The organism is Aquabacterium sp. (genome assembly GCF_014378415.1).
Classification (GTDB): domain Bacteria; phylum Pseudomonadota; class Gammaproteobacteria; order Burkholderiales; family Burkholderiaceae_C; genus Aquabacterium.
Genome location: NZ_JACMNS010000071.1, coordinates 1 through 14,527, shown reverse-complemented (window position 1 = coordinate 14,527; position 14,527 = coordinate 1). Strand labels below are relative to the sequence as shown.

Below are 14,527 nucleotides of genomic sequence, written 5' to 3'. Positions count from 1 at the left end.
GGCCTGAGCGTGGGCGACCTGCACTTCAGCCAGGGCGACGGCGAGATCACCTTCTGCGGCGCCATCGAGATGGCCGGCTGGGTGCACATGCGCGTCAACCTCATCAAGGGCGGCATGGCCAAGTACGGCATCAAGAACCCCGTGTTCAAGCCCAGCACCATCACGCCCAACTACAAGGATTACCTGATCTTTGAAGGCATCTCGGTGGACGAGCAAGGCAAGCAGCACTACCTGGACGTGAACGTGGCCTACCGCCAGGCCTGCCTGAACGCCATCGAGTACCTGAAGAAGTTTGGCTACAGCGGCGCGCAGGCTTACTCCATCCTGGGCACGGCGCCTGTGCAGGGCCACATCAGCGGCGTGGTCGACATCCCCAATGCGTGCGCCACCTTGTGGCTACCGACCGAGATCTTCGAGTTCGACATCAACCCCAACGCCAACGGGCCCATCAAGATGCTGGATGGCAGCATCGACATGCCCTTGTCACAGGACGCCTGACCACCATGCCGACCTACGAGTACGACTGCCCCGGCTGCGGGGGCTTCGACGCCCTGCGCAGCATCTCGCAACGCAACGAGCCGTGCGCCTGCCCGGAATGCGGCAGCGCCTCGGGCCGCGTGTTCGCCACGGCGCCGATCCTGGCGTGTGTCAGCAGTGACACGCGCACGGCCATGGACCGCAATGAGAAGGCGCGGCATGAGCCGCGGTCATCGAAGGATGGGAGCTATGGAAGGCTGCGCCATCCGTCGGGGTGCGGGTGTTGCTCGACTGGGAGCAAGGGGATTCGCGGTGCGACGGTGACGGGGGCGAATGGGAACAAGATGTTCCCGAGCAAGAGGCCTTGGATGATTAGTCATTGATGGGCGGGCTCAATGGCACTGACGGAATGGGCCGCTTTTTCAGACTGATTTTTATTGACAGCTTTCGACCTTGAGGCCGTTTTCGCCTGGCGCTCAAGCTACGGCTTTCCGCGTCTAGCGCTCATTGGGACATGCGCTAGACGCTGAACCGATCAGGCTGATTCATGCGTCTAGAACGGATTATGCCTTCACCAACTTCGCAGCCTTGGGATCGTAGGAATACCCGGTAATGCTGCCATCCTTGATACGCGCGACGGCCTCATCAATGACGAAGAGCGGAACGAGGAACCATTCCTCGGGCTGCACAGGGCGGCCGAAACGGTCCTGAATGGTGATGTCCAGCCGCGCAGGCGTGAAAAGCTTGTGGAACAGACTTTCCATCCGCGAACGGTTGATGCCCGCGAGCCTGTAGGTCGCTACCACCTCGACCTTTGCCAGCAGGTAGGTCGAGTCGTATTCGGCGTTGCCGATGCGCGCCTCCACCTTACCGCCGGTCACACCAATCTTGTGGATCAGGTCACGGTGTTGCGTGACGTACGGATGATCCGAGTCTGAGCGCAGGACGTAGATGGTGCCGCTCTCCACATCATCGGCCTCCAGTTCGCCGCCAAACGACAGTTGCCCTGTTTCGGGCGATACCAGGCGGCGCGCAGCCGGGTCGTCGTAGAACGCACGCTGGAGCGACCGCAGCAGCAGATTGCTTTCGGTGCCGTTGGCAAAGACCAGACGCAGACGCCGGTCCACCTCGCCAGCTGTGGTCTTCAGCGGTTCACCGACTTCGGCGACGTACACGGTCACGCCGTCGAGAACAAAGAAGTCCCCCACTTCGATCGCGCGATTGCTCGCCGTGATTGGCTGGGACTGGCGCAGGCCAGTTTTGATCTCGGTGGCCACACGTTCGAACATGGGCTGGAACGTCGCAAAGTCGGTACATGGCTTGCGGTCCGCAATCTCCTCGGCCGCGCGTTTTTCTGCACTCGTACGAACGTAGCGCAGAACGGTGACATCGTCGGCATCAGGGGCGGCCGCCAGCTCGGCAGCCAGCTGATCGACGTTGTAGGCCGCCGCAGGCTCTGCAACAAACACTGCGCCCGAGAGCAATTGCTGATGGTCAAGCGGCTTTAGCAAAGCACGACAGTCCGGGAGCGCGCGCAGGCGATCCAGTCGCACGGCGTACAGCCGCTCGAAGATGTCGCGGTCTTCGCCATGCTGCGGTACGCGGCCATGTTTCCCAACAAAGCGCTGAACTTCTTCGAAGCCCGCAATGACGCGCTCCTCACTGGCCGGGCGCCCTGTTGCCTTCTCAGCAGGCGCAAACTCGGCCAGCTCGTCTGCGAGCTCGTTCAGATCAGAGTTGCGCATATCGACCATCCGCTCTGAAGCGCATGAACGCAGCCGCGCCTTCGGCGAGGTGCTTCTCGTATGCATCTGAAGACGTCACTGAAGGAACGCGCCCACGTTCCTTCTTGAATTCCACTGCACGTTTGGCGATAACGACTGCATCCTCCGGCGTGATGGAGGTGCGCTTTGCCGAAATGGCCGCTGCGACCTGCTTCAAACTTTCCTCGCTCATGGCCTTGGCCAGGATGGCGTAGGCCTCACCAAACGGATTGATCCGGTCGATCAGGTCAATGTCCAGCTCTCGCACGTCCATCGCCAAGCGGCGTACGCCATCGATCAGCGCGGTGTTCGGCGATGGATCGTTGGTGCTCGTACTGCCGCTTTCGGTGACAAGCTGCTTGGCCTGCTGAACTAGATTGAGTGCCGCAATGGCGTGCTGGCGCACCGCTTCCTGATCGTCGGCATCAAGCTCCGGATACTTGTCCTTGATGATCTTGCCCATCCGAACCTGGGTCAGTTCCTCGGGCACCAACTCCTCGTCGAACAGGCCGCGCTCAATGGCGGGCTTGTCTTGCACGAATGCCGCGATGACCTCGTTCAAGTCCTCCACACAGATGCGCGCGGCCTCCTTGCTCTTGGGTTCGGTTAACCCCTTGATCTCGATCTGGAAATAGCCCGCTTGCCCGTTGAAGCCAACATTGCACTTATCAGGGTTGTAGCCGCCGTCACCGTAGTCGAAACCGGGTGCCGGTAGGTTCTCGGGATTTTTGGGTTTGAACTCGAAGCGCGGCGCCAGCACCTGCTCCATCAGCAAACTGGCGGCGATGGCCTTCAAGGTGTCGTTGGTGGCCTCGGTGACGGCTTGCTCGGTCGCGTCCGGCTGGGCGATGAGGTTGGTGAAACGTGCATGGGTCTTGCCCGGCGCATCCCGGGTCGCCCGCCCGATGATCTGCACAATCTCGGTCAGGCTGGCGCGATAACCGACGGTCAGGGCGTGCTCGCACCAGATCCAGTCAAAGCCCTCTTTGGCCATGCCCAACGCGATGATGATGTCCACGTGGTCGCGGTTGTGCTTGTGTGCCGGGTCTTTCAGCGCAGCGGAAACGCGGTCGCGCTTGCCAGCATCGTCATCGACCAAGTCCGCAATGCGGAGAACGCGGCCATCTGCCAGCTTGACCAGCTGGAAGCCAGTCGCAGCATCGGTCCCTTCCCACTCGCCCAGTGCCTGGATGATGTGTTCCACCTCCTTGATTTTGTCTTTCGTGCTTTCGCGCGAATTGACGTTGGGAATGTGGATGATGGTTTTCTCTGCAGGGTCAAGCACCTTCAGAATGTCATCGACATACGGGCCGCTGTAGAAGAAGTAACCAATGTCGAGCCGCTTCAGGTACTCGTAGCCATTGAGCTGTTCGTAGTAGGTGTAGGTGACGGTGTCGAACTTGGCTTCGTCGATCGGCGCGAGCACGGCCTCGGCGTCGCCACGAAAGTACGAACCGGTCATGGCGACGATGTGCGTGCGCCCCCGTGCCATGAACTGCCCGAGCTGGGCACCCAGCTTGTTGTCGGGGCTGCTTGAGACATGGTGGAACTCGTCCACCGCGATCAGTCGGTCGTCAAAGGCTTCTACCCCAAAGGCATCCACCGCAAAGCGGAAGGTGGCATGCGTGCAGACCAGCACCTGGTCCTGGCTTTCAATAAACGCGCCCAGCGACTTGACCTTGCCGCCGTTGTCGTTGCCCGGTGCATTGCAAAGGTTCCACTTCGGCTCAACGTGCCAATCAGCCCAGAAGCCGTACTTCGACAGCGGCTCGTCGTTGAAGCTGGCCCCAATGGACTTTTCTGGCACGACGATGATCGCTTGCTTCAAGCCTTGGTTCGCCAGCTTGTCGAGTGCCACAAACATCAGCGCCCGGCTCTTGCCAGAAGCCGGTGGCGACTTGATCAACAGGTACTGCTCTCCACGCTTCTCGTGCGCGCGCTCCTGCATCGGGCGCATGCCGAGGGCATTGGCCTTGGTTGATGCGCCGTTGCGGGCGTAGTTGACTGAAACAGAAGGGACGTTTCGGCGGGCAGAGCGGACCTTGTCAATCAGGCTCTCGCCGGGGCGGGTGAGGATTGCGCTCGCAAAGAAGCCTGCACCCAGCTCCGGGCTTTCAGACGTATCGATGTCTTCGTCCGGCATATCGCTACCGTCATTGAAGGTTCTGGAGATAGGCATTCAAGGCCTCCTTTTCATTCTTGCGTGCACGGCGAACACTGATGACGCGCACATGGCCGTTGCGGGGCGTCCAGACCATGACGATGGTCCGCCCATCAGGCAGCTTGGTGATCGTCTGGTTGCGCTCCTCGCCCAGATCATCCGACTGGTGCGAACGTCCTGTCAAAGAATGTGCCGTCTTGATGGCTCGGCTGGCTTCGGTGAACCTGACGCCGTGTTCCATGTGGTTTGAGCGCGCCTTGGCCTTGTCGCATTCAAATGTGTTCATCTTGAGTCGCTCCCTGGTGCCTGCCCGTTGATCATGGGCGGGCTCCTGCCTTTTGTTTTTTGGTCTTGGTAGGTGTGGCGGTGGCCGTCATCTTTGTATAGAGATCGAACAGCTTCTCCAGCCGCTCGGTGTCGTTCTTGAAGCGCCGACCAATGTAGATGCGCTCCAGCACTTCGTCGTTGCTCTCGTGTGCGGCACGCAGGTCGGCGGGCATGTTGTCGGGGTCGTAGAGGTCGGCGATGGTCGCGGGGAAGTGATGCTCTCGCACCAGCAGGATGTCTTCGGCGCACCGCGTAAGGTCGGCCTTGTTTTTGTCGGTCAGCGTCGGGACGGGGAACGTGTTCCAGCCGAGGGTGTTGGAGTAGCGATAACGCGTTTCCAGCTTCCCGCAAACGGTGGCGATCCAGACCAGGTGCAGGCGGCTGGCGATAAGGGCCATGTTCCACAGGGGGGCGTCGTACAGCGCAAAGGCATTGTCTGAGACGATTGTAAATTTGGATAGCAAGCCAACTGGCAGATATGGCCGCCCCTCAGACGAGACCTTTGGTACCACGATAGATGATTCTCGCCCGCAGCCTTGGATTTGCTTGAACCGGTGAGGCCGATTGGCGAAATCTCGCGTAGATTGCGCGTCGCTCTTGAGGCGCATCTCGCTTACTCCGTCCAGGCGTTCAGAGATGAAGCGGGACTTTCGCGCCTTTGCGACCTCGACATCCTCAATCCACAAGCATCGCCGGACGATTCCTTTCACGTACTCTTGCGATCCCACAAAATCGCGCACGAATCTCCCAACAACCGGATCGGCGGCTACCGCCGCATCTGCTTCTGCAAAGGAGAGCAGCAGGTTTCCGCCATCCTTGGGCATATTGCCTAGGTCCATGTAGGCGGTACCTGATATCGATTGCTTGGATGGCTGTATTTCAATATCTCGCCCGTCAACCAAGTACGCGTTTATGTTCGCAGCCTCTTTGACAACAGACATGCTTCGATCATCGAGAGAAAACAGGCGACGAAATCCTTGTTGCCGCTTGGACAAGCCGACGATTGCTACCGTGACGCCAGCGTTGTGGCTGGCGAGGTTGGCCCACTTGAAAGACGAGTGCGCGAACGCAATTCTGTGGCCAGTGCTGAAAATTAGGGGCCAAAGAATAGGGACCTGAACTCCTTGGCAGATGGAGTTCGTTGACACCAGCGCCGAAGCGGCGTCGGTTCTTGCGCCGTAATCTGCTGCCTTCATGAACCAGCCCGCAACATAGTCGAGAGACTTCCAACTTGATGTACGCTGCTCGAAGATGGCCTTCAGTTCATTCTTCTGCTCGTAGGTTTGCCATTTGCTACCAAGGTACGGCGGATTCCCACAGATGTACGTCTCGCCCCCCTCGTTTTCGAAGTCGATCTCGGCTTGGTCAAGTGGCGTACTGAACAAGTCATCGGCCTGCACTTTTACGCCTGTGCCAGTCGGCGGGCAGATGCTCAACCAGTCGATCCGCAGCGCATTGCCACAGGTGATCCAGTTCTCGTTGCTTAGGGGCAAAAACTCAGCCAAGGCCAGCTTCTGCCCCCGGTACAGCACGTCGCATTGGTACTCAGTGATGACCAGCGCAAGGCGCGCAATCTCCGCCGGAAAGTCGCGCAACTCAATCCCGCGAAAGTTCGTGAGCGGAATGTCAGATGCACGATCCGGCTCGCCACGCCGCCGATTGATCTCGGCCTCAATGGCGCGCATTTCCTTGTAGGCGATGACAAGGAAGTTGCCCGAGCCGCAGGCGGGGTCGAACACCCTGATCTTCGCCATGCGCTTGCGCAGGTTCAACAGCGTGCGTGGGTTGTCGCTCGCCTCAGCCAGGCGCGCGCGCAGGTCGTCGAGGAACAGGGGGCTGAGCACCTTGAGGATGTTGGGCACGCTGGTGTAGTGCATACCCAGCTTGCCGCGTTCCTCGTCATCGGCCACGGCCTGGATCATCGAACCAAAGATATCGGGGTTGATCTTGGTCCAGTCCAGCCCGCCGACATGCAGAAGATACGACCGTGCGATCCGGCTGAAGCGGGGCACGTCGTCGTTGCCCGAGAACAGCTGACCGTTGACATAGGGAAAATCTTGGGCCCAACGAGGGATGTTGGCCTTGGCCCGGTCTTCAGCCCGCGTGTTCATGATGCGGAACAGCGTGGCGATGACCTCGTGGGTGTTGGATGCATCCCTCGCGCCCATCTGCGCCACGGTTTCGGTGAAACCCGTGCCGACGAAGATGTTGGTGTCCTCAGCGAAGAAGCAGAAGATGAGCCGCGCCATGAAGTGGTTCATGTCGTGGCGGCGCTCTGCCTTGCCCCAGGCGGGGTTGTCCTTCAACAGCTCAAGGTAGAGGCGATTCAGGCGGCTGGTCGCCCGGATGTCAAAGGCGTTTTCGCTGATCTGCCGGACCGTGCTGATCCCCGCCAATGGCAGGAAAAAGCCGAAGTGGTCGGGGAAGTCTGTGAAGGGGCAAGCAATCGTATCGCCGCTCGTCAGGTCTTCGGACTCAAAGTCCGTTCCGTCGGTGGCCAGGATGAACTTGGCTTTGGCCTTGGTGGTGGCCGGGCTGGCTTTCAGGGCTGCCAGCGTCTGTGTCACCTGACCCGCGTCGCAGGTCAGGATGTGGATGTTGTTGGTTTGAAGAACGCCGCCCTGGTCGGATTTGTTGGACGCGCCAGCGCGCAGGCGCTTGAGAGTCGTCTCCTTGTTGCCGAAGGCCTCAAGGAATGCATACGGGAACTCTGCGGGGTCAAAGGCCTGCTCCGCAAGGTCGGAGATGGCTTGTTCGATTTCTACGGCATTCATGGGCGTGCAACTACCCCTCTGGGCGAGGTCGCCTGGTTGTTATCGTTTTGCGAGGCAATCATTGTCTTGTCCTGCGTTTTCTCGGCTATCTGCGCGGCAATTCGGCGGTTCACCTCCCTACAGCGAAACCGCCAATCCCTCATATCACGTCTTGCCGGGTCAGCCTGTAAGAGTTTTCTTGTCGGCCTTAAGCAAGCCGCTACTCATCCACGGCAAGGATTTCACCATCGGACAGCTCACGTGGAGCACGTTCGCTTGGAATCAAGCGGCGAAGTCTTTAAAAGTTTGGCCAAGTTTACCAATTGGTCTATCCCCTCCCCAATTTCAGCTGGTGAATAAGCGGAGTGGAAGCATGCGCGCAAGCCCTCTTGATGGTGATTCCCCCATCCCACCCAAATCCCTAAAGTCGCGGCCTCATCAACCAAAACAAACCCCAGGAAGCCATGCCTCAAAACCTCATTTCCCTCACCCTGACCGAAGCCGACCACGCCGCCATCGCCGACGCGCTGTCCACGCTCGAAAGCAAGCTGTCAGGCCTGATCTCGCTGAGCACCGACGAGCGCCGCAGCCTGAACAAGATGGGCGAGAAGTCTGAAACCTTCTGCCGCCGCACGCTGGTCGCGATGAGCGAGAACCCCGGTTTGATCCCGGCCGATGTGGACGTGGCCGAAGCGCAGCGCGACATGGCGCAGTTCGACGCGCTGCGCCCGCACATTGCCAGGCTGACCAAGCTGCTGGGCCGCGCTGAAGACTCCGAGATGGCCTTGGGCAGCGACGCCATGGTCACCGCCTTGGAGGGCTACGCCCTGTTGAAGGTGCTGGGCAAGGGTTCTGGCCTGGACGCCCTGCGCCGCGACATGTCCGTCCGCTTCAACCGCAAGGCGCGCGCCACGTCAAGCCCGGCACAAGCTGCCTGAAGCCTGACCCGCAAAACACCAAAGCCCCGTTCGCGGGGCTTTTTTCATGGGCGTTCACTCATGCAGCTTTTCGCGGCACCTTCGCGTAAACTGCACAGAATTCTGTCACTACCCGAAGGAGCCAGCCATGGGCTTTTCTGCCAGCGATGTCGTGCCGTTCACCCAGGCACGCGCCAACCTGTCTGAACTGGCCGAACAAGCCAAGGCGGGCGCCGAAAAGATCATCACCAAGAACGGTGAAAGCTACGTAGCGCTGATCGATGCCGATCGGCTGGACTACTACCACCGCCTGGAGCGTGAGCACATCCACCTGCTGCTGATCGACGATGCCCGCAAAGGCCTGGCCGATGTGCTGGCAGGCAGAACACAAGACGCCGATACCGCTTTGGCAGGCCTGCAAGCTGCGCGCAAAGCCAAGGCCGCAACCACCAGCAAGATAAAGCCCAAACACCGTGGCTGAGCAGCTTCACAACGTGGCGCTGACAGACAGCTTCATCGAGCGCTTGGCATCCATCGAGGCCTTTCTGGAAGAGGCCGACGCCGCTTTGGCCTATGACGACTTGCTGGCTGGCCTTCGAGGCACGGTGATCCCCAACCTGGCCCGCTTTCCGCTGATCGGCAAGCGCTATTTGGATCAGCCACCGCAATCGGCTGAGGCCCTGACCCAGCTGGCGCAATTGCCCCCAGGCGCGGCCGACGCTTTGCGCGTGTACCTGCACAGCGACTACCTGATCTTGTATGCCGTGGATGCAGTCAGGTTGACGGTGTATTTGCTGTCCATCCGGCACCACCGCCAGCTCTCGTTTGACTTTGCGCGCATCTGGCCTGGCGCCTGAACAGGCCAAGACTCATGAACGCTGTAGAAATTGACCAGGCCATCTCCGACTTGGAGGGCTACGCCCTGTTGAAGGTGCTGGGCAAGGGTTCTGGCCCGGACGCCCTGCGCCGCGACATGTCCGTCCGGTTCAACCGCACGGCGCGCGCCGATAAAAGCCCGGCGCCAGCCGCTTGAATCCCGGCCCGCAAGGTAGCCAAGCCCCGTTCGCGGGGCTTTTTTCATGGGGCTCCGGGTAGGCGGGCCTTGCGCGCAAGGCTCAAAGCCCGGCGCTTGGGCCTCAGATGGGCAAAGTGCAAGGCACAAGTGCCTTGCGTTTGGGGCTCGCGATCCTCAAGCGCCAGGCTTTTTACCTTGCGGCCCGGGTTCAGAGGTCGAGCAGCAGGGACAGGAAGTCCTGTTGAATGCCACCTTGCAGCAAATCCTTGAGATGGGGTTGTTGCAGCGCTTTCATAGCGGGTGACGCCATGTGCTGCTCCAGTTGGTCTTCCAAGCCAGGTTTGGCCACCAGGGTCGCCACGATCTTCAGTCCAGTTGTCATTGCAGTTTCCGCCAGCGAGGCAAAGCTGCAGTGTTCAGGTGCGTGGGACAACGCCTACGCGGGCTCGGCCGCACGGCCTCTTCCCCTGCGACCCCACACAGCGGATGCTAGGCACAGCATCGGCTCCATCGACCAAAGGTGATCTTGATGACCTTGTCGGTCGATCATTGGTTCCTGCAAGTTTCTGGTTGAAGGTCGGCTATCCAATCACCTTGAGACATCACGTGAACATACACCTCGGCCTGACCCCCATACTTTCCCTTTTGGCCGGCATCCTCATCCTGGTCATGCCCAAGCTCTTGAACTTCATCGTGGCCATTTACCTGATCGTCATCGGTCTGATTGGTCTATTTGGTGCCGGAGCGCTGCACTTGAGCTAGTAGCTCGCGATGCTGTGCCGGAAAGAGGCATGCAAGCACTGTGCGAATCCGCACAGAAGCATGACCTGCCCGGCTTTACAAGCTTTTCATTCAAGCACTCCCCACGCGGCCATGCCGCGGGAAAGATCCCATGTTCGACCATCAAAGCCTTCTCAAGTCCCCCCGCGCCTTTGTCCCAATATTGTTGCTTGCGTTGTTGTCCGCCTGCGGTGGCGATAAGGATCCTGTGCTGGGCAATCCGGGTGCCGGTATCGCGCCTACCGTCACGGTCACGCTGCCATTGGGTGGCACGCCCGCCGTCACTGGTGTGGCCACCAACAGCCGCGTGTCGGCCACGTTCAGCAAGCCGATGACAGCCTCCAGCTTCACACCGACCAGCTTCACGGTGGCCTGCCCCGCTGGCTCGCCAGTGAGCGCAACGGTGGCCTACAACGCCACAACCCAAGTCGCCACCTTGACGCCCACCCTGGCGCTGCCGCCCAGCACGCTTTGCGTGGCAACGCTCACCACAGCGATCAAAGACAGCACGGGTCTGGGATTCAACAACAACTATGTGTGGGGCTTCACTACCGCGGCACTCGCGGATGCGACACGGCCTTCCATTGTTCTGACAGCCCCTGCAGCAGGCGATGCCAGCGTGCCCATCAACCGCAAGGTCATCGCCACGTTCAGTGAACCCATGAACGCCGCCACGATCTCTGGCACCAGCTTCACCGTGCGCAACACCACGCTGAACATAGCGGTGGCAGGCAATGTGAGCTACTCGGTCTCGGCCAGAACAGCCACCTTCACGCCTTCCACGCCCGCCACGCTGGCGCCGAGTAATTCGTTCACCGCCACGCTCACCACGGCGGCCACCGACCTGGCTGGCAATGCGCTGGCAGGCAACACTGCGGCATTGCCAGGCTCGGGCAACCATGTCTGGGTCTTCACGACCGCCGCAGGGAGTGACGCAGTTGCCCCCACGGTGACCGCGATCAGCCCTGCCGACAGCGCCCCCAGCGTGTGCACCACCAAGATCGTCAGCGCCACGTTCAGTGAGCCGATGGACGAAGCCACGATCACCACAGCCACCTTGCGCGTGACCGACAGCGGTACGCCCGTGGCAGGCACCGTGGCCTATGACGCAACGAACCAAGTGGCCAGTTTTGTCCCGAACAGCTCATCGGGCTTTGCCAGCAACAAGCCTTTCGTCGTCACGGTGGTGTCTGGCAACGGCGGCGTCAAGGACTTGGCGGGCAACGCGCTGGCCAGTGACCGCGCCTGGGGCTTCACGACCAGCTCGCAAGCTTGCACCAGTGGCATCAACTTGCGTACCATCGCATCGTTCGGCGCGTTCGGCGGCGGCGCGGGTGTCACCAACCAAGGCATCAACACCGTGGTCACTGGCGATCTGGGCACCACGGCAGCCTGCACATTGATCACGGGCTTCCACGATTCAGCCAACACCTATACCGAGACCACGGGCAGCAACGTCGGCCCGGTCAATGGCAGCGTCTATTGCGGCCCGCCTGCACCGGGCACGACCACCACGATGGCCATCGCGACTCAAGCTCGTGCTGATGCGCAATCCGCCTACGACGATCTGGCCGCCATGCCGCCTGGAAGCGACCCTGCTGCCGGCCAATTGGGTGGTCAGGTGTTGCCACCTGCGGTGTATACCTCGGCGGGCGGCACTTTTGACATCACAACGGGAGACCTGACGCTGGACGCGCAAGGTGATGCCAATGCGGTATGGGTCTTCCAGAGCGCCTCGGCATTGACCGTTGGCCTGAGCGCCACACCGCGCCAAGTGTTGTTGATCAATGGCGCACAAGCCAAGAACGTCTTCTGGCAAGTGGGCAGTGCGGCCCGCATTGAAGACGGCAGCGTCATGGTGGGCACCATCATCGCGCCAGCCGGGGTCACCATCTCCACGCCGGGACAAACCATCCAGACCACCTTGACCGGGCGGGCCATCGGTCTCACGGCCTCGGTGACCATGGTCAATACCAGCCTGATTGCTCCCTGATCCGATAGCCTGAAAGCACCACATGAAAACCATCAATGCATTGCGCCTCAGCGCGATCGGCCTCGGCGCCGTCATGGGCACCGCGTCCTTCGCGCAGGACGGCACTGCCAACGTTTCATCCTTCGCCTCCTCTTATTACTACGGCGGGCTGTCCATCGGGCAGTCTCGCGCGAAGATTGACGAGCAGCGCATTTCGGCAAGCTTGCTCGCCGGGGGGCTGACCACCAGTGCCATGTCGCGTGACGAGCGCGACATGGGCTACAAGTTGTTCGGCGGCTATCAGTTCAACCGCAACTGGGCTGTGGAGGCGGGCTTCTTTGGCCTCGGTCAATTCGGTTTCACATCGACCACGGTGCCCTCTGGCACGCTCAATGGCGAGCTCAAGCTACAAGGCTTGAACCTGGATCTGGTCGGCACACTGCCGCTGAGCGAACGGCTTTCCGTCATCGGACGTGTGGGTGCGCAAGGCGCCCGTGCACGCGCCACCTTCTCTGGTACAGGCGCGGTTGGCGTGGTCGATGCTCACCCCCGCAAGAATGCGGTTAACTACAAGTTTGGCGCTGGCCTCCAGTACGAAATCAATCCGTCGTTCTTCGTGCGTGGCGAAGCCGAGCGCTATCGCATCAATGATGCGGTGGGCAATCGCGGCGACGTCGACCTGTTCTCGGTCAGCCTGGTGTTTCCATTTGGTCGGGTGGCCACCGCGGCACCACGCACGATGGCAGCGGCACCTGCCTATGTCGAGCCGGCCCCAGCGCCCGTGGTCGCAGCAGCCTCCGCCGCGGTGGCACCGCCGGTCTTGGTGGTGCCGCCGCGTCGAAAGGTGAGCTTCTCGGCTGATTCACTGTTCGCGTTCGATGCGTCAGATGTCCGACCTGAGGGCAAGGTCGAACTTGACAAGTTGGCCAAAGAACTCAGCGGCACCCAGTTCGACGTGATCACCGTCGAGGGGCACACCGACCGACTCGGCTCGCCGGCCTACAACCAGCGGCTATCTGTGCGGCGCGCCGAAGCAGTCAAGGCCTATCTGGTTGTTTCGGACGGGATCGATGCCAACAAGATCTCAGCCACTGGCAAGGGTGAATCGACACCGGTGACCCGCCCAGACGACTGCAAGGGCAGCAAAGCCCATGCAAAACTGATTGCTTGCCTGCAAGCGGATCGGCGCGTTGACGTCGAGGTCACCGGCAGGCGTTAACACCCCTTGCAGCCACCGGCCGACACCCCTCACGCAAAGAGTGGCTGCTCTCGCACATCGAACGCTACCAGCGCCAGTCTTTGGTGACCGCTACCGAGCGCCTGCATGAGATGTCGATGCTGGACCCGCTCACCGGCATCTGCAATCGAAGGCAGTTCGAAGAAGACTTCCAGCGTATTTGGCTGGATAGCCTGTACAGCGGCAAGCCTCTGGCCATGTTGATCATCGACGTGGATTTCTTCAAGCTCTTCAACGATGGCTACGGCCACCCGATGGGAGACCGTTGCCTCAAGCAGGTGGCCGCGGCCATCAGCCAGACCGCGCAAGAAGGCTTGGGCCTGACGGCGCGCCTGGGCGGCGAAGAATTCGGCATTTTGCTGCCGGGCGCCAACGCCAAGCAGGCCACAGAATTGGGCGAGCGCGTTTGCGCGGCGGTGCGCAATGCCGCCATCGAGCATCGCTTCTCCCAAGTACCTGGTCACCCCAACGTGACGGTGAGCGTGGGCGCAGCCAGTGTGGTGGCGCAAAAGCGCGTCAACCGCCGCACGCTGTTCGCCATGGCCGACGATGCGCTCTACCAGGCCAAGCACGCCGGCCGTAACCGAGTGGCCACGTTGACTGGGCCAGTCCCCTCTCCGCTCCAGATGGCTGGTGCAGCGTGAACGTGCTTGACACCGAAAACCACTCTTGACGCCGCAATCGCGATGGCAATTCAGACGAACGAATGGCTGATCTGGGTCGCCACGCGCTCGCTGAACGGCCGTAATCAGCCTTGAGCGGATATTCACCGCAATCATGCAATCCTGTCCGAGGGCTGCTGCCTCACGCCATCTGCCACAGCCCCAGTTTGGTTTAACCATTCGAACGCCAGGAAGACACGCCACAAAACCTCATTTCCCTCGCCCTGACCAGCGCGGACCATGCCGCCGTCGCCGACGAGCGCCGCAGCCTGAACAAGATGGGCGAGAAGTCTGAAACCTTCTGCCGCCGCACGCTGGTCGCGATGAGCGAGAACCCCGGTTTGATCCCGGCCGATGTGGACGTGGCCGAAGCGCAGCGCGACATGGCCCAGTTCGACGCGCTGCGGCCGCACATTGCCAGGCTGACCAAGCTGCTGGGCCGCGCTGAAGACTCCGAGATGGC

15 protein-coding genes and 1 pseudogene are annotated in these 14,527 nt (G+C 60.8%); 11 read left to right on the top strand and 5 right to left on the bottom strand.

The window, feature by feature from the left end:
• Both H7225_RS06945 and H7225_RS06940 read left to right on the top strand, forming a co-directional pair.
• Positions 1-498, top strand: a 498-nt coding sequence (locus H7225_RS06945) for an acetamidase/formamidase family protein (protein ID WP_290660210.1), incomplete at its 5' end; no start/stop codon positions are given.
• A gap of 5 nt (positions 499-503) precedes the next feature.
• Positions 504-860, top strand: coding sequence for a zinc ribbon domain-containing protein (locus tag H7225_RS06940; protein WP_290660208.1), 357 nt, complete (start codon positions 504-506; stop codon positions 858-860).
• A gap of 180 nt (positions 861-1,040) precedes the next feature.
• Here H7225_RS06940 and H7225_RS06935 read toward each other — a convergent pair whose 3' ends face one another.
• The 4 genes from H7225_RS06935 to H7225_RS06920 all read right to left on the bottom strand — a co-directional run bounded on the left by H7225_RS06935 (position 1,041) and on the right by H7225_RS06920 (position 7,502).
• Positions 1,041-2,222 carry a GIY-YIG nuclease family protein gene (locus H7225_RS06935; protein ID WP_290660206.1) on the bottom strand — a complete coding sequence of 394 codons (1,182 nt, stop codon included), beginning with the start codon at positions 2,220-2,222 and terminating at the stop codon, positions 1,041-1,043.
• Positions 2,209-4,293, bottom strand: coding sequence for a DEAD/DEAH box helicase (locus tag H7225_RS06930; protein ID WP_290660212.1), 2,085 nt, complete (start codon positions 4,291-4,293; stop codon positions 2,209-2,211). The genes H7225_RS06935 and H7225_RS06930 overlap by 14 nt, the downstream gene beginning before the upstream one ends.
• A 100-nt stretch (positions 4,294-4,393) precedes the next feature.
• Positions 4,394-4,687 carry a BrnT family toxin gene (locus tag H7225_RS06925; protein WP_290660204.1) on the bottom strand — a complete coding sequence of 98 codons (294 nt, stop codon included), beginning with the start codon at positions 4,685-4,687 and terminating at the stop codon, positions 4,394-4,396.
• Between the two features lie 31 nt (positions 4,688-4,718).
• Positions 4,719-7,502 carry a DNA methyltransferase gene (locus tag H7225_RS06920; protein ID WP_290660202.1) on the bottom strand — a complete coding sequence of 928 codons (2,784 nt, stop codon included), beginning with the start codon at positions 7,500-7,502 and terminating at the stop codon, positions 4,719-4,721.
• Positions 7,503-7,945: 443 nt separating this feature from the next.
• Here H7225_RS06920 and H7225_RS06915 point away from each other — a divergent pair, with 443 nt between their 5' ends.
• The 4 genes from H7225_RS06915 (at position 7,946) to H7225_RS06900 (ending at position 9,431) form a co-directional block, all read left to right on the top strand.
• On the top strand, positions 7,946-8,419 hold the full coding sequence (locus H7225_RS06915) for a hypothetical protein (RefSeq protein ID WP_290660200.1): 474 nt from the start codon (positions 7,946-7,948) through the stop codon (positions 8,417-8,419).
• A 127-nt stretch (positions 8,420-8,546) separates the two neighbouring features.
• Complete coding sequence (locus tag H7225_RS06910) at positions 8,547-8,879, top strand: type II toxin-antitoxin system Phd/YefM family antitoxin (RefSeq protein WP_290660198.1); 333 nt, start codon at positions 8,547-8,549, stop codon at positions 8,877-8,879.
• Positions 8,872-9,255: a type II toxin-antitoxin system RelE/ParE family toxin gene (locus H7225_RS06905; protein ID WP_290660196.1), complete on the top strand. Its 384-nt coding sequence runs from the start codon at positions 8,872-8,874 to the stop codon at positions 9,253-9,255. The genes H7225_RS06910 and H7225_RS06905 overlap by 8 nt, the downstream gene beginning before the upstream one ends.
• A 14-nt stretch (positions 9,256-9,269) precedes the next feature.
• A complete protein-coding gene (locus H7225_RS06900; protein WP_290660194.1) occupies positions 9,270-9,431 on the top strand; it encodes a hypothetical protein in 162 nt (53 codons plus the stop codon).
• Positions 9,432-9,621: 190 nt separating this feature from the next.
• On the opposite strand, the gene H7225_RS06895 is transcribed toward H7225_RS06900, so the two are convergent.
• Positions 9,622-9,795 carry a hypothetical protein gene (locus tag H7225_RS06895; protein ID WP_290660192.1) on the bottom strand — a complete coding sequence of 58 codons (174 nt, stop codon included), beginning with the start codon at positions 9,793-9,795 and terminating at the stop codon, positions 9,622-9,624.
• Between the two features lie 224 nt (positions 9,796-10,019).
• On the opposite strand from H7225_RS06895, the gene H7225_RS06890 reads away from it, so the two are divergent.
• The 5 genes and pseudogenes from H7225_RS06890 to H7225_RS06870 form a co-directional block, all read left to right on the top strand.
• Positions 10,020-10,175 (top strand): DUF3096 domain-containing protein, encoded by a 156-nt coding sequence (locus tag H7225_RS06890; protein WP_290660190.1) that lies wholly within the window; start codon positions 10,020-10,022, stop codon positions 10,173-10,175.
• Positions 10,176-10,356: 181 nt separating this feature from the next.
• Positions 10,357-12,186: an ice-binding family protein gene (locus H7225_RS06885; RefSeq protein ID WP_290660188.1), complete on the top strand. Its 1,830-nt coding sequence runs from the start codon at positions 10,357-10,359 to the stop codon at positions 12,184-12,186.
• Between the two features lie 22 nt (positions 12,187-12,208).
• The gene (locus tag H7225_RS06880; RefSeq protein WP_290660186.1) at positions 12,209-13,384 is read left to right on the top strand and encodes an OmpA family protein; all 1,176 of its coding nucleotides are present in this window, start codon (positions 12,209-12,211) and stop codon (positions 13,382-13,384) included.
• 83 nt (positions 13,385-13,467) lie between these two features.
• Positions 13,468-14,046 (top strand): GGDEF domain-containing protein, encoded by a 579-nt coding sequence (locus H7225_RS06875; protein WP_290660185.1) that lies wholly within the window; start codon positions 13,468-13,470, stop codon positions 14,044-14,046.
• Positions 14,047-14,342: 296 nt separating this feature from the next.
• Positions 14,343-14,527, top strand: a pseudogene (locus H7225_RS06870) (hypothetical protein); the annotation flags it as partial.